Genomic DNA, 22,674 nt, shown 5'->3' with positions numbered 1-22,674 from the left:
GGAGTGCGTCGGCGCCGTCTCAGACGACGGCGCCGATGAACTCCGCCCAGGCAGGCGCACCAACGAGCAGTACGGGCCCGTCCGAGACCTTGCTGTCCCGGACGGGCACGATGCCGGGGACTCCGTCGGCTACTTCGACGCAGTTTCCGCCGTTGCCGTCGCTGTAGCTGCTCTTACGCCAGCGGGCGGCGCCGATGAAGTCGTGCGCTACCTCGACGCAGTCGCCGCCGTTGTCGTCGCTGTAAGTGCTTTTGCGCCACTTGGCAGTGCTCAGGTCGTACGCGCGCATCGTCTGTGGTCCTCCGCCGCCGACTCGATCAGGGCGAGGGACGCCTCCGGCGGCAGTGCGGCGGCCCTGAGCAGATCGTATGCCCCCTGCACACGCTTAACCAGGGCCGGATCGTCCAGCAGGTTGCCCGAATACACGGCCTCTGTATAGGCGGTTGGCGGTGCGTCCTCGAACTCGAAGAGTCTGACCATTCGGCCCATGAGGGGGTATGCCCCGACAGAGGTCGGCAGGACCTGTACCAGCACCTTCCGCTGCCGCACCAGCTCCAGGATGTGCTCCAGTTGCTCGGCCATCTCGGCCGCGCTGCCGACCGGAATACGCAGCACGTGCTCGTGCAGGATTGCCCAATACTCGGGCCGTGTAGCGTCGTGCAGGATGCGCGCCCGCTCGATGCGGGCGGTGATCTTCTCCTCGATGTGCTCGTCGGTGGCGAACGGGTTGCTCGCCAACGTCACCGACCGTGTGTACGAGGCGGTCTGCATCAGGCCGGGTACGAGCGTGGGTGCGAACTCGCAGATCTTTGTCGCCGTCCGCTCAAGCTCCACCACCGCTGCGAAGTAATCCGCGTACCGCTTGTCGTCGATGAGCTTGCGCCAGGTTCGTTCGAAAAAACCAGCGGTTTGTAGGACGTCGTCAATCCGCATCGCCACATCCAACTGTGGCCTTCGAATCGCCTGCTCGAACTGCCCGATGTAGCCCCCTGAGATGAAGACCATCGCCCCCAACTCCACCTGAGTTAATCCGGCTTCCTCCCTCCGTCGCTTCAACTCCGCTCCGAAGAACTCCCAAGCCGCCTGCCGCTGTGAACCATTGGCCATAGCCGAGTCGAACCTCCTTCAACTGCACCGTCGTTGCTGCGTCCAGAGCCTTCCGAGTGTAGGCACAACGCGTCATCGTGGAAGTGCGAAGAGTGAAACTCGATTAGTCAGGGGAGCACGGTGACTGCACGGCAGGCGGCACGACAGACGGCACGCTCGGCGGACCGCGTCGAGGAAGCGGAGGAAATTGTGAAGGAATTGCGGACGGCGTTGAAAAACGCCGGGATTACCTTGCCGACGCTCCGGTTGGACGCGGCGAGTGTCGCCCGGGAGGCGCCCAGTCCGCTCATCGAATTGGGGCGCTGCAACGTCGAGACGGCGGCCCTGATCCTGGCGGCGCTGCGATGAACGACGTGCGGCCGGCGAAGTCGGCAAGGCCGGGGCGACCGGAGGTCGGGGCGTACGTCATGGACGCCCGCACCGGGAAGGTCGGCATCGTCATGGGGCACGAGGGGCCCTACGTCCAGCTCAGATCGTACGGCGGCGGCCGGGAGTGGGACGCGGCCCCGGACGGCCTGAGGCCCGCCACCCCGGCGGAACGCCTCAGCGCGGCCACGGCGTACGCGAACGCACGCAGCCGCGGTGAGGTTCCCTGATCGGCTTGGCTGGGGTGGGGGTCAGCGTAGGGGTGTGACCTTGACGCGCTTGCCGGCTGGGCCCAGGTGGTCGACGAGGTGCTGGATGTCGCCGGGATCCGACGTGAACACGCTGGCGCCGAGGCGCGCGGCGATCAGCGCGACGGTGCCGTCCGCGGGGTCTGAGGTGCGGGCCTTGCCCAACAGTTCGCCGACACTCATGGCGAGGGTGTGATCCAGCGGCGGTACGCGGCAACCGTGGAGAAGTCGTGCCAGTTGCGCCTGGCGGGCGCCGTCGCGCCAGGCCTGGGAGACGACCGGCGCGGGCACCAGGGGTACGCCGCCGGCGGTCAGGTACGACCGGTGGGCTCGCCAGAAGGCGACTTGATCCCGCTCGGCGGCGATCAGCGCACCGGCGTCGTACACGAAGGGCCGCAAAGTGCTCATGCGGCACCTCGCGCACGGTCGTCCGAGTGGGACGAGTACTCGTCCGAGTAGGCGGGGCGGGTGGCGTCCTCCATGACGGCATCCACCCACGCCTGCTCCTCGGGCGTCGGCGGAGGGAGGTGGGCCATCGCCTCCTCCGCCGCCGCGAGACCCGCCTCGATCTTGGCCGCGTGTTCGGCTGCGCGAGACAACCAGGCGGAGACGCTCAGCCCCTCGCGCTCGGCGGCCGATCTGACGGCTTCGAGTGTCTCGCTGGGGATCGTGATGGTGACGCGCTCAAGGCTCATACCGAAAGTCTTACTGGCCGTCGAGGTGTAGCGCCAGCGGAAGCCGCCCTGTTCACCGCTAAGAAGTACGGCCCCGTCCGAGGCTGCCCTTCCGTACGCGACAATGACCCCATGAGCCTGTTCCGTGACGACGGTGTCGTGCTGCGTACCCAGAAGCTGGGTGAGGCCGACCGGATCATCACGCTGCTCACGCGCGGTCACGGGCGCGTACGGGCTGTCGCCCGGGGGGTCCGGCGGACCAAGTCCAAGTTCGGCGCCCGGCTCGAACCGTTCTCCCATGTCGACGTGCAGTTCTTCTCGCGGGGGAGCGAGCTGGTCGGGCGCGGGCTGCCGCTGTGCACGCAGAGCGAGACCATCGCTCCGTACGGTGGTGCGATCGTCACCGACTACGCCCGGTACACCGCCGGGACGGCCATGCTGGAGACGGCGGAGCGGTTCACCGACCACGAGGGTGAGCCCGCCGTACAGCAGTACCTGCTGCTCGTCGGCGGCCTGCGCACCCTCGCCCGCGCCGAGCACGAGCCCCACCTCATCCTCGACGCGTTCCTCCTGCGCTCCCTCGCCGTCAACGGGTACGCGCCCTCCTTCGGCGACTGCGCGCGGTGCGGCATGGCCGGACCGAACCGCTTCTTCTCGGTGGCCGCCGGGGGCTCCGTCTGCGGCGACTGCCGGGTGGCCGGGAGCGTCGTACCCTCTCCCCAGGCCCTCGAACTGCTCGCCGCGCTGCTGACGGGCGACTGGGCGACCGCGGACGCGTGTGAGCCGCGGCACGTCAGAGAGGGCAGCGGACTGGTGTCCGCCTATCTGCACTGGCACCTGGAGCGCGGGCTGCGCTCCCTGCGCTACGTGGAGAAGTAGAGAACACAGAACGTCGAGGAAAGAGACGAGAGACTCATGGCCGTACGCGGGATCCTGGGGCGCCAGCGCCGCGAGTACAAGACGCCGGAGCCGCACCCCTCCGGCGCCACCGCGCCGAAGCTCCCCGGCGAGCTCGTACCGAACCATGTGGCGTGTGTCATGGACGGCAACGGGCGGTGGGCCAAGGAGCGCGGGCTGCCGCGTACGGAGGGGCACAAGGTCGGCGAGGGCGTCGTCCTCGATGTCCTCAAGGGATGCCTGGAACTCGGCGTCAAGAATCTCTCCCTCTACGCCTTCTCCACCGAGAACTGGAAGCGGTCACCGGAAGAGGTCCGCTTCCTCATGAACTTCAACCGTGATGTCATCCGGCGCCGGCGCGACGAGATGAACGAACTCGGTATCCGGATTCGGTGGGTCGGGCGTATGCCCAAGATGTGGAAGTCCGTCGTACAGGAACTCCAGGTCGCCCAGGAGCAGACCAAGAACAACGACGCCATGACGCTCTACTTCTGCGTCAATTACGGCGGTCGTGCCGAACTCGCGGACGCGGCAAAGGCGATGGCGCGGGATGTCGCCCTCGGCAAGCTCGACCCCGACAAGGTCTCCGAGAAGACCATTCAGAAGTACCTCTACTACCCGGACATGCCGGACGTCGACCTTTTCCTCCGCCCCAGTGGAGAACAGCGCACTTCCAACTACCTGATCTGGCAGTCGAGTTACGCCGAAATGGTGTTCCAGGACGTGCTGTGGCCCGACTTCGACCGGCGTGATCTGTGGCGCGCCTGCGTCGAATTCGCCTCCCGTGACCGGCGGTTCGGCGGAGCGGTACCGAATGAGCAACTCCTGGAAATGCAGCGGGACATGAAGGGCAACCCGGAAGCCTGACGGCTTCCGGGCGACCCAGGGCAGCGGCACCCGGCGCGTTCGGCGCCGGGTGCCGCTGTCGTTACCCGTGGGGGGTGGCTCAGTTGGTCGTGACCGCCGTGTCGTCGATCACGAAGCTCGTCTGGAGCGACGAGTCCTCGGTGCCCGTGAACTTCAGGGCGACCGTTGTGCCGGCGTAGGCCGACAGGCTCAGCGACTTCGCGACGTAGCCGCTTGCCGCGTTCAGGTTGGAGTAGGTGGCCAGGGTGGTCGAACCGGCCGTGACCGTCAGCTTGTCGTACTGCGTGCTGGTGGAGGTCTCCGCCGTGTCGATGTGGATGTAGAACGTGAGCTTCGCGCCCGTGCAGCCGCTCGGAATCGTCACCGACTGGGACAGCGAGTCGGAGTGCGTGGAGCCGTAGCCGTCCAGCCAGGCCTTGTAGGAGCCGGAACGGGCCGCCTGGCTACCGGTGTTGGTGATGACGCCGCTGGAGGCCGTCCAGGTCGCGTTGCCCGACTCGAAGCTCGGGTTGCCCAGCAGTTGCGCCGAGGTGCAGGAGCCGCCGCCGCTCGCGCTGACCGTCCAGGTGAAGGACGCCGTACCGGTGGCGCCCGTGCTGTCGGTCACCGTGACCGTGGAGCTGTAGGTGCCCGCGGTGGTCGGGGTGCCGGTGATGACTCCCGTCGAGCCGCTGATCGCGAGGCCCGTCGGCAGACCGGTCGCCGCGTAGGTCAGCGAGCCGCCGTTGGTGCTGGAGGCCGCGACCGCCAGGCTCACCGCCGTACCGACCGTCGACGACTGGCTGCCGGGGTTGGTGACCGACACGCCCGTGGACGGGACGGTGATGTGGGGGCCGACGTTGATGCCCGCGAAGGCGTTGCCCACCCCCGCGTACTGGGTGGAGTTGCTGCCGTAGAGTGCCGCGGCGGCGTTCAGCGCGGCGGTACGGGCCTGGGCGTACGTGGTGCTGGACGTCATGTACGTCGTCAGCGCCTTGTACCAGATCTGCAGCGCGGCGGCCCGGCCGATGCCCGCGACGGCGACACCGTCGGAGGTCGGGCTGTTGTAGCTGACGCCGTTGATGGTCTTGGCGCCGCTGCCCTCGCTCAGCAGGTAGAACATGTGGTTCGCCGGGCCGGAGGAGTAGTGCACGTCGAGCGACCCGAGGCCGGAGTACCAACTGTCCTTGGACGAGCCGTCCTTGCTCGGCTTGTCCATGTAACGCAGCGGCGTGCCGTCGCCGTTGATATTGATCTTCTCGCCGATGAGGTAGTCACCGACGTCGGTGGGGTTGTTCGCGTAGAACTCGACCCCGGTACCGAAGATGTCGGAGGTCGCCTCGTTCAACCCGCCTGACTCGTCCGAGTAGTTGAGGCCCGCCGTGTTGGACGTGACGCCGTGCGTCATCTCGTGCCCGGCCACGTCCAGCGAGGTGAGCGCGTGGGTGCTGCTCGTGCCGTCGCCGTACGTCATGCAGAAGCAGTCGTCGTCCCAGAACGCGTTCACGTACGCCGTGCTGTAGTGCACGCGCGAGTAGGCGGCCACCCCGTTGTTCTTGATGCCGCTGCGCCCGAACGTGTTCTTGTAGAAGTCCCACGTCACCTGGGCGCCGTATTGCGCGTCGACCCCGGCGGTCTGCGTGTTGGACCCGGCGCCGGTGCCCCAGGTGTCGTCGGCGTCCGTCATCAGGGTGCCGGTGCCCGAGGTGCCGTTGTTCAGGCTGTACGTCTTGTGGGTGCCGCGTGCGGTGTCGTTCAGCTGGTACGTCAAACCGGACAGCGTGGTCCCGATGGTGACCGTGCCGCTGTACTGGCTGTTGCCGGTGCCGGTCTTGATGTCCTGGAACCGGTAGAGCTCGGCACCGGTCTGGGCATCCGTGACGACGTGCAGCCTGCTGGGCGTGCCGTCGTCCTGGAGACCGCCGATCACCGTCTCCCAGGCCAGCTTCGGCGTACCGTTCCCGGCCCAGATCACCTTGCGGGGCGCGCTGTCGGTGGTGGCCCTCTCCGCGTGCAGCGCCCTGGCCGCGCCGAGCGCCTTCGACTCGGCCGCCGACTTGGCGAACGTGGGGGTGGTGGACGCGACCGATATCGCCCGCCGCGTGTTGAAGGTGCTGCTCACCGTGGCAGACGCCCTGGACGCGGGCGGTGTGTGCACGACGAGGTCGCCGCCGAGGACGGGCAGACCGGCGTACGTGCGCTCGTAGCGGGTGTGGAGGGTGCCGTCGGCGTCCTTGCTGACGTCCTTGACGACCAGCTTCTCCTGGGCCCCGAGACCCAGGGTGCCGGCGGTCCGCGTGGTGCGCTGCGCCGCGCTCCTGATCAGCGCCGTGCGCTGGGCCGGGGTGAGCTTCATCTGGACGGCGCCGGCGCGCAGCGGGCTGGGGGCCGGGGGCGCGGGCTTGGCGGCGGCCGGAACCGTCTGCACGCCGACGGCCAGCAGGGTCGCACTGGCGAGCAGGGCGCCGGCGGCGGTGGCCCTGCGGGAACGGGCGGATCTGAGGGGGGTGCCGGATCTGTGGGAGGTGCTGGATCCTTCGGACGTGCTGGACTTTCGTCTCACTCGTGACTCCTCCTGCGACGGCCGTGACTTCACTGGCCGGAAACAGAACCGGGCGGACACGGGTGTGCTGCCCGGGATGAGCTGAGCCGTGCGGGATGTGCATGAGACGTGGGGGGTGGCTGCCCGAAGAGTGCCAGCCTGAGGAGTGCATGTCAGCCAAAACCGGGGAGGTCGAGGGTTATCCCTTACTCGCCAGTAAGCATCAGCACTCGTCGTCCGTACTTCTCGGTAGTTCTCAGTCCCCGTCGCGGGGCAGCAGGAGCGGAGTCGCGAGGATCAGGACGCCCGCGGCCCCGACGGCGGTCAGGGGCGTGGTGAGCGCCGCCAGCAGCCCCCACAGCGCGGTCAGCGCCGCGACGGTCAGCTTGCTGGACACCGACCAGGCGGAGAGCGTACGGGCGACCCGGTCCGCCGGAGTGTGCTGGAGCCGGTAGGTGGCGTACACCGGGTTGAACACCCCCATACTCAAGATCAGCCCGAACTGCACGACCATCACGAGGACCAGCCCCGTCGTGCCGCCGTGCAGGAACACCATCCCGATCGGCCAGCACACCCGCAGCGTCCCCACGGTGCGCATGATCCTGCGCTGCCCGTACCGCGCCACCAGCGGCCGGGACAGCCGCGAACCGACGAGACCGCCGACGCAGGGCACCGCGAACGCGAGGGCGTACTGCCAGGGCGCGAACCCGAAGCGCCCGAGCATGAGGACGGCGACCAGCGGAGCCGTCGCCATGATCAGCCCGCTGACCAGCACGGTGTTGAGGAACAGGGGCCGCAGCACCGGATCGCCCAGGATGAACCGCCACCCGCCGACCAGGTCACCGGCGCGCGCACGCACCCCGCCGACCGGCGCCTCGGCCCGTACGGGAAGAGCCTCGCGGTGTCCGCCGATCGCCCGGATTCCGGCCGCCGACAGCAGAAAGCTCACCGCGTTCGCGACCACCGTGGTCACCGGTCCCAGCAGCCCGACGGCAGCCCCGCCCAGCGGTGGCCCGAGCACGCTCGCCGTCCACATCGTGGACTCGAACCGCCCGTTGGCGACCAGGAGTTGAGAGGGCGGGAGCAACTGCTTGAGATACGACCCGCTGGCCGAGGTGAAGGTGATGTCGGCGGCGGCGACCACGATCGCCACCACCACGAGCTGCCCGAAGGAGAGCGCGCCGAGCGCGTAGGCGGCGGGAACGCTGAGCAGCGCCCCGCACCGCACGAGATCCATCGCGACCATCACCGGCCGCTTACGCCGGAACTCCACCCACGGCCCGAGCGGCACCGCCACCACGGCCCCCACAGCCAGCCCGGCAGCGGCCAGCAACGACACCTGGGCAGGCCCCACATGCAGCACGAGCACAGCGATCAACGGAAACGAGTCAAACGCCAGCCAGGTCCCGGCAAGACTGGAGGCATAGGCCCCCCACAACCACCGAAACGGCGTCCCGAGGGAGGCACCGCTCAGCCGATCTTCTGTTTCCCCGACATGACCCACGGCGAGAAGCTATCGGACGGGTGCAACAGCGCGCCCCCTCAGGGGCGCGGGGAACTGCGCGACAAGCCACAACGCACCCGCAGCCAACAACGAACCGAGCGGACCCTACTCCCGCCCAACCGCAGAGCACTCCGCACAGGTACCGAAGATCTCCACCGTATGAGCCACGTTCACAAACCCGTGCTCCGAGGCGATAGCCTCCGCCCACGTCTCCACGGCAGGCCCCTCCACCTCCACGGCCTTGCCGCACACCCGGCACACAAGGTGATGGTGATGGTCACCGGTCGAACAGCGCCGGTACACCGACTCCCCGTCCGACGTCCGCAGGACATCCACCTCACCCGCGTCCGCCAGGGACTGCAACGTGCGGTAGACGGTGGTCAGCCCCACCGAGTCGCCCTTGTGCTTGAGCATGTCGTGGAGTTCCTGGGCACTGCGGAACTCGTCGACCTGGTCCAGCGCCGCCGCTACAGCGGCGCGCTGGCGGGTGGATCGTCCCTTGACGGGCGGGCCGGCCGTCGTCACCGTTGTCTCCTCACGTCTGCGCTTGCCGGGCCATTGTGCCAGCCCGGACCGGGCACGGTCAGACGCCCGCCTTGCCGGCGGCCTCTCTGCTGGCCGGAATCACACACTCCGCGGGGTCCCCGACCGTCTGCGCGGCGGACGCGGCACGGGCCCGGCGACGGGCCAGTGGCGTCGCCAGCGCGGTCAGGGCGATGAACGCGCCGATGGTCAGCAGCACGATCGTCGCACCGGGCGGCACGTCCTGGTAGTACGAGGTCGCCGTTCCGCCGATGGTCACGGACACCCCGATCGCCACCGCGATGGCGAACGTCGCCGTGAAGCTCCGGCTGAGCTGCTGGGCGGCGGCGACGGGCACCACCATCAGGGCGCTGACCAGCAGCAACCCCACGACGCGCATCGCGACGGTCACCGTGACCGCCGCCGTGACCGCCGTGAGCAGGTTGAGGGCCCGGACCGGCAGGCCCGTCACCCGGGCGAACTCCTCGTCCTGGCTGACCGCGAAGAGCTGCCGGCGCAGACCGACGGTCACCAGCACCACGAAGGCCGCGAGCAGGCAGATCGCCGTCACGTCGGATTCGCTCACCGTCGAGAGCGAGCCGAAGAGATACGAGGTCAGGTTGGCGTTCGAGCCCGTCGGCGCGAGGTTGATGAACATCACGCCGCCGGCCATACCGCCGTAGAAGAGCATCGCGAGGGCGATGTCGCCGCGCGTCTTCCCGTACCAGCGGATGAGTTCCATCATCACCGCGCCGACGACGGAGACGCCCGTCGCCATCCACACCGGTGAGGTGTTCAGCAGGAAGCCGAGGCCGACCCCGGTCATCGCGACATGGCCGATACCGTCGCCCATCAGCGCCTGGCGCCGCTGGACCAGGTAGATGCCGATCGCGGGGGCCGTGATGCCGACGAGCACGGCGGCCAGCAGGGCCCGCTGCATGAAGGCGTAGTCGAGGATGTCCATCAGCTCAGCAGTCCCGTCCGGATCGGTTCGGCGTCGTGGGCCGCGTGCGGGTGTACGTGGTCGTGGCCGGGCAGGGCATGCTGTCCGACCGCCTGCGGGGGCGGCCCGTCGTGCGTGACGCATCCGTCGCGGAGCACCACCGCCCGGTCGATCAGCGGTTCCAGCGGCCCGAGTTCGTGCAGCACGAGCAGGACCGTCACGCCGGCCGCGACCTGCTCCCGCAGGGTCCGCGCCAGCACCTCCTGGCTCGCCAGGTCGACGCCCGCCATCGGCTCGTCCATGATCAGCAGCTCGGGTTCGGCGGCGAGGGCACGGGCGATCAGTACGCGCTGGTGCTGGCCGCCCGACAGCGCGTTCACCGAGTCCTTCGCGCGGTCCGCGAGACCCACGAGGCCGATGGCCCGCCGTACGGCCTCGTGGTCGGCCTTGCGCAGCACGCCGAAGCGGGCGCGGGAAAGGCGGCCCGACGCGACGATCTCGGTGATCGTCGCCGGTACGCCACCGGCCGCGGTCGTGCGCTGCGGTACGTAGCCCACGCGCCGCCAGTCGTTGAAGCGGCGCCGGGGGACGCCGAACAGCTCGATCTCGCCCGCGCTGACCGGTACCTGGCCGATGACCGTACGGATCGCGGTCGACTTGCCCGAGCCGTTGGCGCCGAGCAGCGCGACGACCTCACCGCGGCCCACGGCGAGGTCGATGCCCCGCAGGACCGGGCGCGAGCCCAGCTCGGCACGTACGCCGCGCAGCGAAATGACGGGCTCGCCCATGCCTGCATCCTCCGTAACGATCATTAAGTCTGTTGCCGCTCAGCCACGGCTCATCTACCGCTGGTCACCGCTCACTTGGCGCCCAGAGCCGTCCGCAGCGCCTTGAGGTTGGCTTCCATGACCGTGAGGTAGTCGGTGCCCCGGGACTTCTTGGTGATGCCCTCGAGCGGGTCGAGGACGTCCGTCCTGAGGTGCGCGTCCTCGGCGAGGGTCTTGGCGGTCTTGTCGGAGACCAGTGTCTCGTAGAAGACGGTGGTCACTCCGTCCGCCTTCGCCTCCTGCTGGAGCTGCTTCATCCGCGCGGCGCTCGGCTCGCTCTCCGGGTCGACACCGGTGATGGCCTCCTGGGTCAGGCCGTAGCGCTCGGCGAGGTAGCCGAAGGCCGCGTGGTTGGTGAAGAAGACCTTGGTCGCGGTGTTCTTCAGGCCGTCCTCGAACGAGGTGTTGAGCGAGTTCAGCTTCGCGGTCAACGCCCCCGCGTTCTTCTTGTATTCCGCCGCGTTGGCCGGATCGGCCTTCTGGAAGGCGGCGCTCACACCGTCGGCGATCTCGGCGTACCTCACCGGGTCGAGCCAGACGTGCGGGTCGAGGCCAGAGGACTCCTCGTCGGATTCCCCGGAGGGCGCTTCCTCGCCCTCGTGGCTGTGCCCGGTGCCGGAGTGCTTCTCGAAGGTGGTGAGGGTCGCCGCGTCGATCTTCGTCTTCGCCTCGGACTGCGCCACCGCCTTGTCGACGGCGGGCTGGAGGCCCTTGAGGTACAGGACCGCGTCGGCCTTCTGCAGGTCGACGGTCTGCTTGGCGCTGATCTCGAGGTCGTGCGGCTCCTGGCCGGGCTCGGTCAGCGTGGAGACGGAGACATGGCCGCCGCCTATCTGCTCCGCGAGGTACTGCATCGGATAGAACGACGCCACGACGTCGAGCTTGCCGCTGCTCCCGTCGGCGGCGCTCGAATCCGAGGAGCAGGCGGACAGGGTGCCGAGGCCGAGCGCGGTGGCCGCCGCGACCGCGGTGCCCGATATGAGTCGTCGTACGTTCATGACAGTCATTTTCAATGATTCTGGAAACGATTGTCAACAAGCGGGCTTTTGGGGCAGGTGCGCGGTCCACTAGCGGAACCGATTTGATTGGGGGGTATGCCCCGCCGGTAACCTGAGTCATTCGCTCTGAAGCGCGTCCGCGTCCGCCCGTCCGGAACGCGTCCGCTTCATCGCCCGTCGTCGTAATCGTCGTAATGAAGAGAGCACCGTGGCCGCCGACAAGATCGACACCATCGTCAGCCTGAGCAAGCGCCGTGGCTTCGTATTCCCGTGCAGTGAGATCTACGGCGGTCAGCGTGCCGCCTGGGACTACGGGCCGCTGGGTGTCGAGCTCAAGGAGAACCTCAAGCGTCAGTGGTGGCGCTACATGGTGACGTCGCGCGAGGACGTCGTCGGTATCGACTCGTCCGTGATCCTGGCGTCCGAGGTCTGGGTGGCCTCCGGCCACGTCGCGACCTTCTCCGACCCGCTCACCGAGTGCACCTCCTGTCACAAGCGCTACCGCGCCGACCACCTGGAGGAGGCGTACGAGGCCAAGCACGGCCGTACGCCCGCCAATGGCCTTGCCGACATCAACTGCCCCAACTGCGGCAACAAGGGCCAGTTCACCGAGCCCAAGCAGTTCTCCGGTCTGTTGCAGACGCACCTCGGCCCGACCCAGGACTCCGGTTCGGTCGCCTACCTGCGCCCCGAGACCGCCCAGGGCATCTTCACCAACTTCGCCCAGGTGCAGACGACTTCGCGCCGCAAGCCGCCGTTCGGCATCGCCCAGATGGGCAAGTCGTTCCGCAACGAGATCACGCCCGGCAACTTCATCTTCCGTACCCGTGAGTTCGAGCAGATGGAGATGGAGTTCTTCGTCAAGCCGGGCGAGGACGAGAAGTGGCAGGAGTACTGGATGGCGGAGCGCTGGAACTGGTACACCGGCCTCGGTCTCCGCGAGGAGAACATGCGCTGGTACGACCACCCGGCGGAGAAGCTCTCCCACTACTCCAAGCGCACCGCCGACATCGAGTACCGCTTCCAGTTCGGCGGCAACGAGTGGGGTGAGCTGGAGGGCGTCGCCAACCGTACCGACTACGACCTCTCCGCCCACGCCAAGGCCTCCGGCCAGGACCTCTCCTTCTTCGACCAGGAGGCCGGCGAGCGCTGGACGCCGTACGTCATCGAGCCCGCCGCCGGTGTCGGCCGCGCGATGCTGGCGTTCCTCCTCGACGCGTACATCGAGGACGAGGCGCCCAACGCCAAGGGCAAGATGGAGAAGCGCACGGTGCTGCGTCTCGACCCGCGCCTGGCGCCGGTCAAGGTCGCCGTCCTGCCGCTGTCCCGCAACCCCGAGCTGTCCCCGAAGGCCAAGGGGCTGGCGACGGCCCTGCGTCAGAACTGGAACATCGAGTTCGACGACGCGGGCGCGATCGGCCGCCGCTACCGGCGCCAGGACGAGATCGGTACGCCGTTCTGCGTGACGGTCGACTTCGACACGCTGGACGACAACGCGGTGACGGTGCGTGAGCGGGACACGATGAAGCAGGAGCGCGTGTCGCTGGACCAGATCGAGGGGTACCTGGCGCAGCGGCTCGTCGGCTGCTAGGCGCTCCGCTGGACACGCGGTTCGTTCACTGCGGGCCGGTGGGGGCTGGTCGCGCGGTTCCCCGCGCCCCTGACGGGGCGCGACAGTAGCCCGGGAATGCCCTGGTTCCGTGACGGAACCGGGGTTTTCTCATCCCGCACTGGGGTCCACCGTTGCCTGGTGTTCCTCGGCGAGGTGTTCCTCCGCCTTCAGCCAGGGCAGGAACTGCACCTTCTTGCGCCAACCGCAGGTGTCGCAGCTCATGACGCGGTGCGCGCCGGTGCGCTGGACATGGACCACGTGCTCGCGACCGTGCTGGTCCCAGCGGCTCACCTTGCTGGTGTTGATCTGCAACATGACCTCTCCGCGCCCAGGGGATGCGTGCAGCAAGGAGTGTGCAGCAAGAGCAACATCAACAGGGGGCGACTGTGTGAAGAGTTGCGGCTGCGTCCGTCCCAAGTGGGGTTTTCCGGTAAGAACGCTGATGACAGCGCTCTTACCGGCACCCCAAGTGCCGGGAGAAGCCCCGCAGGGGCGCTCCCGGCAGGGCCGCGGGGAACGGCGCGACAAGCCACAACGCACCGGCACCCGCAAGCGATTCGCCAGGCCCCGAGCGCTGGGGCGCTCCCGGCAGGGGCGCGGGGAACGGCGCGACAAGCCACAACGCACCCGCACCCGCAAGCGATCCGTCCGCCCCGAGCTCTGGGGCGTTTCAGGGGCGCGGGGAACTGCGCGAAAACCCACAACGCACCCGCACCCGCCCGCGCACCCCCGGCCGGAGGCCACCGCTCACCTGATCACGCGCGGCAACCGCAAACTGAGCAGCGTCGTCAACGCAACACCCCCCACCTGCACCCCCAACGTCGTCACCAACGCCTCCCGCATCCCCATTCCCGGCGCCAGCGACAGGAACAGCGTGCCCAGGGTCGCCACCCCCAGAGCCAGCGCCGACTGCTGAGCGGTGATCATGACACCGCTGCCCACACCCGCCCGCGCCGGCTCGATCTCCGAGAGGATCACGCGGAAGAGGACGGGCAGTTGGAGGGCCTGGCCCACGCCCGCGACCGCCGTTCCCGGCAGCAGCTCCACCAGACCCAGGCCGGGCCAGGAACGCCACACCGTGAGGGCGATGAGCGTCACGCCCACCCCCTGGATCACGCCGCCGGCCGTGACGACCCGGGTGCCGTGGCGGGCCACCAGGCGCGGCCCGGCGAGGGAGACGCAGAAGAACGCCACCGCCATCGGCGCCAGCGTCAACCCCGCCTGTACCGGCCCCAGTTCCGCACCCCGTTGCAGTGCCACCGCGATCACGAACATGAACCCGCTGAAGCCGATCGAGAACGGGATGACCATCACCAGGCCCCGCCGCAGAGACGTCAGCGCGAAGAGGGTCGGCGGTACGAGGGGAGTGCGGCCCCTGCGGTCCGCGCCGCGCTCGACCGCCCAGAACGCCGCCGCCGCGAACGGGAACGCGGCCAGCGACAGCCACGTCCACAGCGGCCAGCCCGCCGCCCGGCCCTCGGTGAGCGGCGCGAGCAGGGTGATCAGCGAGACCGCGAGGAGGAGTGTGCCGGGGACGTCCACCGGTTCGGGGTGCTGCGAGCGGGTCTCCGGAACCGTCCGGGCCGCGAGGACCAGGCCGAGCAGCACCACGGGTACGTTCACCAGGAACACCGAGCGCCAGCCCGTGCCCGCGATGTCGGCGGCCACCAGTACCCCGCCCAGGATCTGGCCCGCCACCATCGACAGGCCCGCCGTCGCGCCGTACAGGCCCATCGCCCTCGCCCGGCGCGGGCCCGCCGTCGCGGACTGGATCGTCGCGAGCACCTGCGGCAGCATCGCCGCCGAGGCCGCGCCCTGCGCGACCCGGGCCGCCACCAGGGTCCAGGCGGTCGGCGCGAGACCGCAGGCCAGCGACGTGACACCGAAGGCCGCCAGACCGGCCAGGAAGAGCCGGCGCCGGCCGAAGAGGTCGCCGAGCCGCCCGCCCAGGACGAGCAGGACGGCGTACGAGACCCCGTACCCGGCGATCACCAGTTCGAGGACGGCCTCGCTCGCCGTCAGGTCCCGGCCGATGGTGGGCAGGGCGACGTTGACGATGAAGAAGTCGATGAGAGGGAGCGCCGCCCCGAGCAGCACGGTGAACAGGCCGGGCCCGCCGAGTACGGGTGGCCCGGCGGCGGGGGAGCGGACGGTGGCGGTGGGCGGAGTGCTTGTGTTGGTCACGTCGACCAGCTTCCGCCGCCCCTGAAGGGGGTACCAGAGTCTCTTTATCCTGGTAGTGGAAGTACCTGGAAACAGGGTCCGGTAGGAGGGAGAGTGGGATCGTGACCACCACCACTACGACCACTACGACAACCACCGCTGCGGCCGGGCGCGGCTCGGAGATCCGGCGCCATGAACTCGCCGTCTTCCTGCGCAGCCGCCGCGAGCGCATCTCCCCCGAGCAGGTCGGGCTGCCGCGCGGCCGGCGCCGCCGTACGCCGGGCCTGCGCCGCGAGGAGGTCGCCCAGCTCTCCGCGGTGGGCGTCACCTGGTACACGTGGCTCGAACAGGCGCGCGCGATCCAGGTCTCCGAGCAGGTGCTCGACGCCATCGCCCGCACCCTCCTCCTCGACCCCAGCGAACGCGCCCACCTCTTCCAGCTGGCCGGAGCCGTCGACCCCAGCCCCGCCGCGAGCTGCCCGACGATCACCCCCGCCATCCGCGAACTCCTGCGCGCCCTCGACCCCATCCCGGCCTGTATCCAGAACAGCCGGTACGACATCCAGGCGTACAACAGGACGTACAGCCGTCTCATGGGCGACCTGGACGCCGTACCGCCCGAGGACCGCAATCTCGCGCTCCTCGTCTTCACGAACGAGGAGTGGCGCTCGTCGATCGTCCTGCTCGAGGAGACGATGCGCGTGATGGCGGCCAAGCTCCGGGTCCAGCAGGCCGCCCATCTCGGCGACCCCGCCTGGAAGTTGATGCTGAAGCGGCTGTGCGCGCAGTCCCCGGAGTTCTGTGCGATCTGGGCCCGGTACGAGGTGGTCAGCGCCCGTGGCAAGACCAAGCAGTTCCGCAATCCGTACGTCGGCGTGCTCACCCTCACCCACACGGACCTCTGGCTCGCCCCGGAACTGGGCACCCGCCTGGTGACGCTGGTCCCGCAGGACGAGGAGTCGCGCGAGCGCCTGGAGAAGCTGCACATGATGGCCGTCACCGGAGAGTGGTCGAGAAGCGGCAGCACCTGATCGACTCGGGTCGGACGGACGGTCGTGGGTGGTCAGTTCCGGTCTTGGTGGGGGGCGTTGGGGGTGGCGGGCGGGTCCGGGAGCCGGGTTTCCCTACCCTCCCCAGGAGTTGATCAGCGACACCTGGGGAGGCGCCCTCGATGACCGGCCACACACACCACGGTCCGCCGCACGAGGCCGCGCCCGCGACCGCCCGAAGCGTGCCCGTGGGGGCGCTGCGCCCCGGCGACCACGCCTGCCTGGACGTGCCCGACGCCCAGGCGCACTGGCGGGTGCTGACCGCCTACACCCGCACCGGCCTGACCTGCGGGGAGAAGGGGATGGTCGTCCTCGACCCGGCCGACGTGGGCGACGACGACGCCCTCGCCCGTCTCGACGCCGGCACCGGACAGGCTGAAGCCGCATGCCGGAGCGGCCAGTTGGAGATCGTACGCAACACCGCCGTGTACGTCCCTGACGGCAGTTTCTCCAGGGAGCGTCAATTCCGGCTCTATTCCGACGAGTTGGAGCGGGCGCGGGCGGAGGGGCGGACCGGGCTGCGGGTCGGGGCCGACATGGCCTGGGGGCGGCGGGCCGGGGTCAGCGACGCCCAACTGCTCGACTACGAAGCCTTCATGGAACCGCTGTTCGTGGATCCGCGCCTCACCGCGATGTGCTGGTACAGCCGCCACCAGTACGCCGACCACCTGGTGGCCGCGATGCGGACGGTCCACCCGCTCCAGGTGCTGACCCATCTCGACGCGCTCGAAGTGACCCCCGCCGACGACTCCTCCCCGCTGCGGTACTCACTCGACCTGACCGACCTGTGCTACATGGAGGTCCACGCGGCCTGGCAACTCGTCTGCTTCGCCCGGGAGTTGCCCGAGGGCGAGACCCTCGAGATCCGCTGCGGACCGATCCTCGAAGCGGTTTTCCGGGACCTCGGCTCGGACGGCGTACGGCAGTTGAGGCTCCGCATCGAGGACACGGAACCAGGAACGGTCACCGGGACAGGCCGCTGAACCAGGCCGCGACCTGACTCCGGGCGGCGAAACCCAGCTTGGCGAGGATGCGCTCGGCATGCCCCTCGGCCGTACGCCGGGAGATCACCAGCCGTTCCGCGATCTGCCGGTTCGTCATACCCGACGCGATCAGCGCGGCCACCTCCAGCTCGCGGCGGGTGAGCCCGGTGTCGGGGAGCGGCGGTGCGGTGCGGCGGGGACTGAGCGGCTCGCCCAGCGCGTAGGCGAGGGCTTCCGGGACCGACAGTTCGTAACCCCGGCGGTGGGCGTCGCCGTACGCGGTGTCGCCGGGCGGCCCGTGGGCCTGACGTTGCGCGGCCAGAGGGTCGTGCCCGAGGTCGTACCAGATGCGGTGCGCGGCGCCCCGCAGCACGGCCGCCCGCTCGGCGTCGCCCCGGGCGGCGGTGACGACGGCCAGTATCTCCAGGGTGCCGCCGACGGCGTGCGGCTCGCCCGTCACGTAGGGCAGCCGCAGACAGCGCCGGGCACTCTCGGCGGCGGCCTCGTGCTCGCCCAGGGCCCAGCGCGCGGTGGCGAGCGCGCCCAGGACGTACGAGCGCACCCACTGCTCGCCGTGCGCCTCGCACACGGTGAGGGCCTCCAGGCACAGCGGCACGGCGCGCTCGGGACGGCCGTGGAAGGTGAGGGTGGTCGCCAGTTCGACACGGCTGAGGATGTGGAAGGCGAGCAGCCGGCCCTCGTCGTCCCGGTCGCCGCCCAGGACCTCGGCCAGGGGGCGGACGTCCGGTGTCTCGTGCGGGGCCAGGGTCGGGGGGTGCGGGGCGCCGGCCAGGAGCACGGCGTTCGTACGGCTGCGGACCAGCGGGATCAGGGCGGCGGCCCAGTGCGCCCGGGTCAGCTCGGGCGCCGGGCGCCGGCCCTCGCGCAGCACCAGCCGCTGCCACCAGTGCCGCAGTTCCGCCCAGGCGCCGCGCGCGATCCAGTAGAACCACAGGCTGCCGACCAGGCGCAGCCCGCGCGGGGACTCGCCGGGGGTGGTGAGGCAGAAGTCGAGCGCCGCGCGCAGATTGTCGTGCTCGGCGCGCAGCCCGGCCAGCGTGCCCGGCTGGTCCGGCCCGAACCAACTCCGCTCATGCTCCTCCGCGACCCGCACGAAGTGCGCGCACAACCGCCGCCGACAGTCCCCGTCCGCACCGAGCGCCTCCAGCTTCTCCATCCCGTACTCACGCAGCAGAGCGAGCATCCGATACCGGGTGCCACCGCCGCTTCCGGCCTGGCCTCCACGCAGGCTTCCGGCCCCGCCCCCCTCCCTGACCAGCACGGACTTCTCCACGAGCCCGATCACGGCGTCCAGCACGGCGGTCCGGAGGGAGCCGGAGACGGCACCGGCCCCGTCGGCTCGGGCTCCGGCATCGGCCGGACCCCCGGCCCGGACCGGCGCCCCGCTCGCCCGTGCCGTCATCGCCGGGTCGGGCTCCCCGTGCGAGCAGTCGGTGTCCGCCTGGGCCGTCGTCCCCGTACGCCCGGCGGCGGGATCCGCTTCCGCCGGGTGCGGCTCACCTCGGACGCGGGCCTCGGCCTCCTCACCCTCCTCCCCGGACCGCCCCTCGAAGGTGTCGCCGCACACCGCCTCCGCGCCCCCCAGGTCGAAGCTGCCCGGGAAGACCGACAGGCGGGCCCAGGCGAGTTGTTCTGTCGGGGTGCACAGGTCGTGGCTCCAGTCCACGGCCGTACGGAGCGTCCGGTGGCGGGGTGGGGCCGCCGGGCTGCCGCAGGTCAGGAGGCGGTAGTGGGCGCCCAGGCGGTCGCCCAGACGTTCGTCCAGCTCCTGCACGCCCAGGGCGTGCATCCGTACGGCCGCCAGTTCGATGGCCAGCGGGAGGCCGTCCAGGCGGTGGCAGAGGCGGGCCACCGCCGCCCGGTTGCCGTCGGTGATCTCGAAGCCGGGCACCACGGCCGCCGCCCGGTCGGCGAACAGGCGCAGCGCGGGGAACTCCGCCCCGGAGCAAGCGTCCCCGGGGGCCGGGGTGGCCAGCGGGGTCACCGTGAGCAGCTGCTCCTCGGGGAGGCCGAGGCGGTGGCGGCTGGTGGTCAGTACGCGGACACCCGAGCTTGCCCCGAGCACCGCGGCCACCAGCGACGCGCACGCGTCCGTCACGTGCTCGCAGTTGTCCAGGACCAGCAGCAGCCGCCTCTCGCGCAGATGCGCGACCACCGTGTCCAGCGGCGCCCCACCCGCCTCGTCCCGGATCCCGAGGGCGTCCGCCACCGCGTGCGGCACCAGCGTGCCGTCCCGCACGGCGGCCAGCGGCACCAGCCAGGCCCCGTCCGGGAAACCCCGTACAGCCCCCTCCGCCACCCGCCCCGCCAGGCGGGTCTTGCCGACCCCGCAGGGACCGGTGAGCGTCAGTAACCGGGTAGCCGCCAACAGGCGCCTGGCCTGGGCGAGTTCATGACGCCGGCCCACGAAACTCGTTCCCGGCACGGGAAACCCGACCATCCGCCGCGACCCGGCTGCCCCCACGATCGGCCACGCCCTCTTCGAGTTCGACGAGTTGCTGGTGTCCTTGCGTGATCTCCAACGGCGATCGTCGGCAATGGGTTACAGCAACGGCTCACCTCGTGGTGCGCGCCTCCGCCGTCCCCCGCACGCCCTTCTCCCCGCCCCTGCCCTGCGCATCGCTCCCGCCGCCGTCCTCCCCGTCCTCCATGCGCCCGGCCGCCCGTTCCGCCGTCCGCCGGGCCCAGCCGCCGGTGGTCACGGCACCCAGCACCAGGACGGCCAGACCGCAGCCCGCGATGATCCACCACCCGGGCCGCGCCGCCGCCACGAACACCTCCTTGTACGGGTCCGCCCCGATGCCCGACGCCAGCACCGCGCCGATCACCGCGACCCCCAGCGTGCCGCCGGTCTGGCGGCTGGTGGAGGCGACCGCGGCGGCCACCCCGGCCTGCGAGCGGGGCATGCCCGAGACGGCCGTGTTGGTGATGGGCGCGTTGACGAAGCCGAAGCCGAGGCCGAACAGGAAATACCCGACGACCAGCGTCACGTTCGACGACTCCGCGTCGAACCCGGCGAACAGGACCCCGCTCGCCGTCATCCAGACCCCGGCCATGAGCAGCGAGAACCGCGGCCCCCGGCTGCCCACCAGCCGCCCCGAGATCGGCGCGCACACGAAGCACATCACCGCCATCGGCAGCATCCACAGACCCGCGTGCAGCGCGGAGAGCCCGCGCACGTTCTGCAGGTACAGCGTCGACAGGAACAGGAACCCGCTCAGCGCCGCGAACGCGCTGACCGCGATCACGGTCGCCCCACTGAACGGCACCGACCGGAAGAACCGCAGGTCGATGAGGGGTTCGGCGCGCCGGGGCTCGTAGTACAGCAGCCCGAGCAACGCGGCCAGGGCGATCGCCCCGAAGGCGAGCGTGTGCGTGAGCGACGAGCTGGGCGCCTCGATGATCGCGTACGTCAGTGAGCCGAGCAGCGCGATCACCAGCACCTGGCCGACCGGGTCCGGGCGGCGGGCCTTCGCCGCCCGGGACTCGGGGACGTACCGCAGGGTCAGCAGGAGCGCGGCGAGGCCCACCGGCACGTTGATCCAGAAGATCGAGCGCCAGCCGACGGAGTCCACGAGCAGCCCGCCGATGATCGGGCCGGCGGCCATGGAGATACCGACCACCCCGCCCCACACCCCGATCGCGCGGGCCCGCTCACGCGGGTCGGTGAAGGTGTTGGTGATGATCGACATGGCGACCGGGTTGAGCATCGAGCCGCCGACCGCCTGGATCATGCGGAACGCGATGAGCGAGTCGAGGTTGGGCGCGAGCGAGCAGAGCACCGAGCCGAGCGTGAACAGCACCAGCCCGGCCTGGAAGACACGGCGGCGGCCGATCCGGTCGGCGGTCGAGCCCGCCAGCATCAGCAGCGAGGCCAGCACCAGCGTGTACGCGTCGAGCGACCACTGCATCCCGGCCACACTCGCGCCGAGATCCTTCTGCATGGCGGGCAGCGCGACGTTGAGCACGGTGACGTCGAGGCTCACCAGCAGCAGGCTCATACAGCAGATCGCCAGCACGAGCATGCGGCGGCGGGGACTCAGCTCGGACATGCGCTCCATAGTATGCCTAACTAATGACTTTGGCTGTACTCCGTCCGGTGGGCGAGAATGGCCCAATGTCCACGCCCGTCACCGCTCCCGCAAGCCTCCTCCGGATCGGCCCGCACGCCGTGCAGCCACCCGTCGTCCTCGCCCCCATGGCGGGTATCACCAACGCGCCCTTCCGCACCCTGTGCAGGGAGTTCAGCGGTGGCAAGGGCCTGTTCGTCAGCGAGATGATCACGACCCGGGCGCTGGTCGAGCGCAACGACAAGACCATGCAGCTGATCCGCTTCGACGCGACCGAGCAGCCGCGCTCGATCCAGCTGTACGGCGTCGACCCCGCGACCGTCGGCAAGGCCGTCCGCATGATCGCGGAGGAGGGGCTCGCCGACCACATCGACCTCAACTTCGGGTGCCCCGTCCCGAAGGTGACGAGGAAGGGCGGCGGCTCGGCCCTCCCGTACAAGCGCAACCTGCTGCGCGCGATCCTGCGCGAGGCGGTGTCCGGGGCCGGGGATCTCCCCGTCACGATGAAGATGCGCAAGGGCATCAACGACGACCACATCACCTACCTCGACGCCGGCCGTATCGCGGTGGAGGAGGGCGTGACGGCCATCGCGCTGCACGGCCGCACCGCCGCCCAGCACTACGGCGGCACGGCGGACTGGGACGCGATCGCCCGCCTCAAGGAGCACGTACCGGAGATCCCCGTACTCGGCAACGGCGACATCTGGTCGGCCGAGGACGCGCTGCGGATGGTCCGCGAGACCGGGTGCGACGGAGTGGTGGTCGGGCGCGGCTGCCTCGGCCGGCCATGGCTGTTCGCGGACCTGGTGGCCGCCTTCGAGGGGCGTACGGACGCCATCGCGCGGCCGTCCCTGCGCGAGGTCGCCGACGTCATGGTCCGGCACGCCACGCTCCTCGGTGAGTGGATCGGCGACGAGGCGCGCGGGGTCATCGACTTCCGCAAGCATGTCGCCTGGTACCTGAAGGGCTTCGCCGTCGGCTCCGACATGCGCAAGCGACTCGCGATCACCTCCTCGCTGGCCGACCTCCGCTCCGGACTCGACGAGCTGGACCTCGACCAGGCCTGGCCCCTGGGCGCGGACGGGCCGCGTGGTCGTACGTCCGGCAACAACCGGGTGGTGCTGCCGGAGGGCTGGCTGCAGGATCCGTACGACTGTGCGGGCGTGAGTGAGGACGCGGAGCTGGACACGTCCGGGGGGTGAGGTTTCGGCTGCTGGTCCGTTGTGGCTGGTCGCGCGCACGCGGCGGAGCCGCATATCGACACAGCCCCGCGCCCCTGTGTGGGGGGCTCCGCCCCCCACA

General features: G+C 70.1%; 22 protein-coding genes. 8 read left to right on the top strand and 14 right to left on the bottom strand.

Going from position 1 to position 22,674, the window contains the following annotated elements; genetic code table 11:
• Nucleotides 1-19: 19 nt before the first annotated feature.
• Both ADL01_RS21330 and ADL01_RS21325 read right to left on the bottom strand, forming a co-directional pair.
• A complete protein-coding gene (locus ADL01_RS21330; protein ID WP_053743628.1) occupies nt 20-289 on the bottom strand; it encodes a DUF397 domain-containing protein in 270 nt (89 codons plus the stop codon).
• On the bottom strand, nt 271-1,107 hold the full coding sequence (locus ADL01_RS21325; protein WP_053743627.1) for a helix-turn-helix domain-containing protein: 837 nt from the start codon (nt 1,105-1,107) through the stop codon (nt 271-273). The genes ADL01_RS21330 and ADL01_RS21325 overlap by 19 nt, the downstream gene beginning before the upstream one ends.
• Before the next feature lie 120 nt (nt 1,108-1,227).
• Here ADL01_RS21325 and ADL01_RS44820 point away from each other — a divergent pair, with 120 nt between their 5' ends.
• Both ADL01_RS44820 and ADL01_RS21315 read left to right on the top strand, forming a co-directional pair.
• Nucleotides 1,228-1,455 carry a hypothetical protein gene (locus ADL01_RS44820; RefSeq protein ID WP_053743626.1) on the top strand — a complete coding sequence of 76 codons (228 nt, stop codon included), beginning with the start codon at nt 1,228-1,230 and terminating at the stop codon, nt 1,453-1,455.
• Nucleotides 1,456-1,514: 59 nt separating this feature from the next.
• Nucleotides 1,515-1,703, top strand: a complete 189-nt coding sequence (locus tag ADL01_RS21315) for a hypothetical protein (RefSeq protein ID WP_405767920.1) — start codon at nt 1,515-1,517, stop codon at nt 1,701-1,703.
• A 21-nt stretch (nt 1,704-1,724) separates the two neighbouring features.
• Here ADL01_RS21315 and ADL01_RS21310 read toward each other — a convergent pair whose 3' ends face one another.
• Complete coding sequence (locus ADL01_RS21310; RefSeq protein ID WP_078960671.1) at nt 1,725-2,129, bottom strand: PIN domain-containing protein; 405 nt, start codon at nt 2,127-2,129, stop codon at nt 1,725-1,727.
• Nucleotides 2,126-2,416 (bottom strand): ribbon-helix-helix protein, CopG family, encoded by a 291-nt coding sequence (locus ADL01_RS21305; RefSeq protein ID WP_053743623.1) that lies wholly within the window; start codon nt 2,414-2,416, stop codon nt 2,126-2,128. Before ADL01_RS21305 ends, ADL01_RS21310 begins: the two co-directional genes overlap by 4 nt.
• A 111-nt stretch (nt 2,417-2,527) precedes the next feature.
• Between ADL01_RS21305 and recO the strand changes: the two genes are divergently transcribed.
• Nucleotides 2,528-3,274, top strand: coding sequence for a DNA repair protein RecO (gene recO / locus ADL01_RS21300; protein ID WP_053743622.1), 747 nt, complete (start codon nt 2,528-2,530; stop codon nt 3,272-3,274).
• Between the two features lie 36 nt (nt 3,275-3,310).
• Nucleotides 3,311-4,159: an isoprenyl transferase gene (locus ADL01_RS21295; RefSeq protein ID WP_053743621.1), complete on the top strand. Its 849-nt coding sequence runs from the start codon at nt 3,311-3,313 to the stop codon at nt 4,157-4,159.
• A 79-nt stretch (nt 4,160-4,238) separates the two neighbouring features.
• Here ADL01_RS21295 and ADL01_RS21290 read toward each other — a convergent pair whose 3' ends face one another.
• From ADL01_RS21290 to ADL01_RS21265, 6 genes are all read right to left on the bottom strand, one after another.
• Nucleotides 4,239-6,599, bottom strand: coding sequence for a M4 family metallopeptidase (locus ADL01_RS21290; protein ID WP_053743644.1), 2,361 nt, complete (start codon nt 6,597-6,599; stop codon nt 4,239-4,241).
• Nucleotides 6,600-6,936: 337 nt separating this feature from the next.
• Entirely contained in the window at nt 6,937-8,184 is a 1,248-nt protein-coding gene (locus ADL01_RS21285; protein ID WP_053743620.1) for an MFS transporter, read from the bottom strand.
• A gap of 105 nt (nt 8,185-8,289) precedes the next feature.
• Entirely contained in the window at nt 8,290-8,709 is a 420-nt protein-coding gene (locus tag ADL01_RS21280; protein WP_053743619.1) for a Fur family transcriptional regulator, read from the bottom strand.
• A gap of 58 nt (nt 8,710-8,767) precedes the next feature.
• Entirely contained in the window at nt 8,768-9,670 is a 903-nt protein-coding gene (locus tag ADL01_RS21275; RefSeq protein ID WP_053743618.1) for a metal ABC transporter permease, read from the bottom strand.
• Nucleotides 9,670-10,437 (bottom strand): metal ABC transporter ATP-binding protein, encoded by a 768-nt coding sequence (locus ADL01_RS21270; protein WP_053743617.1) that lies wholly within the window; start codon nt 10,435-10,437, stop codon nt 9,670-9,672. The genes ADL01_RS21275 and ADL01_RS21270 overlap by 1 nt, the downstream gene beginning before the upstream one ends.
• A 71-nt stretch (nt 10,438-10,508) precedes the next feature.
• Nucleotides 10,509-11,474: a metal ABC transporter substrate-binding protein gene (locus ADL01_RS21265; protein ID WP_053743616.1), complete on the bottom strand. Its 966-nt coding sequence runs from the start codon at nt 11,472-11,474 to the stop codon at nt 10,509-10,511.
• A 208-nt stretch (nt 11,475-11,682) separates the two neighbouring features.
• Here ADL01_RS21265 and ADL01_RS21260 point away from each other — a divergent pair, with 208 nt between their 5' ends.
• Nucleotides 11,683-13,065, top strand: a complete 1,383-nt coding sequence (locus ADL01_RS21260) for a glycine--tRNA ligase (protein WP_053743615.1) — start codon at nt 11,683-11,685, stop codon at nt 13,063-13,065.
• Between the two features lie 129 nt (nt 13,066-13,194).
• Here ADL01_RS21260 and ADL01_RS21255 read toward each other — a convergent pair whose 3' ends face one another.
• Nucleotides 13,195-13,401 carry a hypothetical protein gene (locus ADL01_RS21255; protein WP_053743614.1) on the bottom strand — a complete coding sequence of 69 codons (207 nt, stop codon included), beginning with the start codon at nt 13,399-13,401 and terminating at the stop codon, nt 13,195-13,197.
• A gap of 432 nt (nt 13,402-13,833) precedes the next feature.
• Nucleotides 13,834-15,270 (bottom strand): MFS transporter, encoded by a 1,437-nt coding sequence (locus ADL01_RS21250; RefSeq protein ID WP_053743613.1) that lies wholly within the window; start codon nt 15,268-15,270, stop codon nt 13,834-13,836.
• Nucleotides 15,271-15,371: 101 nt separating this feature from the next.
• Here ADL01_RS21250 and ADL01_RS21245 point away from each other — a divergent pair, with 101 nt between their 5' ends.
• Nucleotides 15,372-16,280 (top strand): helix-turn-helix transcriptional regulator, encoded by a 909-nt coding sequence (locus ADL01_RS21245; protein WP_053743612.1) that lies wholly within the window; start codon nt 15,372-15,374, stop codon nt 16,278-16,280.
• 140 nt (nt 16,281-16,420) lie between these two features.
• Nucleotides 16,421-17,281 carry an MEDS domain-containing protein gene (locus tag ADL01_RS21240; RefSeq protein WP_053743611.1) on the top strand — a complete coding sequence of 287 codons (861 nt, stop codon included), beginning with the start codon at nt 16,421-16,423 and terminating at the stop codon, nt 17,279-17,281.
• On the opposite strand, the gene ADL01_RS46415 is transcribed toward ADL01_RS21240, so the two are convergent.
• Both ADL01_RS46415 and ADL01_RS21230 read right to left on the bottom strand, forming a co-directional pair.
• Entirely contained in the window at nt 17,262-19,742 is a 2,481-nt protein-coding gene (locus tag ADL01_RS46415) for an ATP-binding protein (RefSeq protein WP_234354738.1), read from the bottom strand. The two genes, ADL01_RS21240 and ADL01_RS46415, sit on opposite strands and share 20 nt — an antisense overlap.
• Before the next feature lie 115 nt (nt 19,743-19,857).
• On the bottom strand, nt 19,858-21,354 hold the full coding sequence (locus tag ADL01_RS21230; RefSeq protein WP_053743610.1) for an MFS transporter: 1,497 nt from the start codon (nt 21,352-21,354) through the stop codon (nt 19,858-19,860).
• Between the two features lie 65 nt (nt 21,355-21,419).
• Here ADL01_RS21230 and dusB point away from each other — a divergent pair, with 65 nt between their 5' ends.
• On the top strand, nt 21,420-22,574 hold the full coding sequence (gene dusB / locus ADL01_RS21225) for a tRNA dihydrouridine synthase DusB (protein WP_053743609.1): 1,155 nt from the start codon (nt 21,420-21,422) through the stop codon (nt 22,572-22,574).
• Nucleotides 22,575-22,674 lie beyond the last annotated feature (100 nt).

This window comes from Streptomyces sp. NRRL WC-3618 (assembly GCF_001280005.1).
Lineage (GTDB): Bacteria > Actinomycetota > Actinomycetes > Streptomycetales > Streptomycetaceae > Streptomyces.
This window is presented reverse-complemented; position numbering and strand designations above follow the sequence as displayed.

Bases quoted from the DNA above. Each gene is read 5' to 3' on its own strand.
- dusB (WP_053743609.1), top strand. From the start codon at position 21,420: ATGTCCACGCCCGTCACCGCTCCCGCAAGCCTCCTCCGGATCGGCCCG.
- ADL01_RS21325 (WP_053743627.1), bottom strand. From the start codon at position 1,107: ATGGCCAATGGTTCACAGCGGCAGGCGGCTTGGGAGTTCTTCGGAGCG.
- recO (WP_053743622.1), top strand. From the start codon at position 2,528: ATGAGCCTGTTCCGTGACGACGGTGTCGTGCTGCGTACCCAGAAGCTG.
- ADL01_RS21275 (WP_053743618.1), bottom strand. From the start codon at position 9,670: ATGGACATCCTCGACTACGCCTTCATGCAGCGGGCCCTGCTGGCCGCC.
- ADL01_RS21310 (WP_078960671.1), bottom strand. From the start codon at position 2,129: ATGAGCACTTTGCGGCCCTTCGTGTACGACGCCGGTGCGCTGATCGCC.
- ADL01_RS21305 (WP_053743623.1), bottom strand. From the start codon at position 2,416: ATGAGCCTTGAGCGCGTCACCATCACGATCCCCAGCGAGACACTCGAA.
- ADL01_RS21265 (WP_053743616.1), bottom strand. From the start codon at position 11,474: ATGAACGTACGACGACTCATATCGGGCACCGCGGTCGCGGCGGCCACC.
- ADL01_RS21330 (WP_053743628.1), bottom strand. From the start codon at position 289: ATGCGCGCGTACGACCTGAGCACTGCCAAGTGGCGCAAAAGCACTTAC.
- ADL01_RS21315 (WP_405767920.1), top strand. From the start codon at position 1,515: ATGGACGCCCGCACCGGGAAGGTCGGCATCGTCATGGGGCACGAGGGG.
- ADL01_RS21230 (WP_053743610.1), bottom strand. From the start codon at position 21,354: ATGTCCGAGCTGAGTCCCCGCCGCCGCATGCTCGTGCTGGCGATCTGC.
- ADL01_RS21240 (WP_053743611.1), top strand. From the start codon at position 16,421: ATGACCGGCCACACACACCACGGTCCGCCGCACGAGGCCGCGCCCGCG.
- ADL01_RS21295 (WP_053743621.1), top strand. From the start codon at position 3,311: ATGGCCGTACGCGGGATCCTGGGGCGCCAGCGCCGCGAGTACAAGACG.
- ADL01_RS21270 (WP_053743617.1), bottom strand. From the start codon at position 10,437: ATGGGCGAGCCCGTCATTTCGCTGCGCGGCGTACGTGCCGAGCTGGGC.
- ADL01_RS21255 (WP_053743614.1), bottom strand. From the start codon at position 13,401: ATGTTGCAGATCAACACCAGCAAGGTGAGCCGCTGGGACCAGCACGGT.
- ADL01_RS46415 (WP_234354738.1), bottom strand. From the start codon at position 19,742: ATGGTCGGGTTTCCCGTGCCGGGAACGAGTTTCGTGGGCCGGCGTCAT.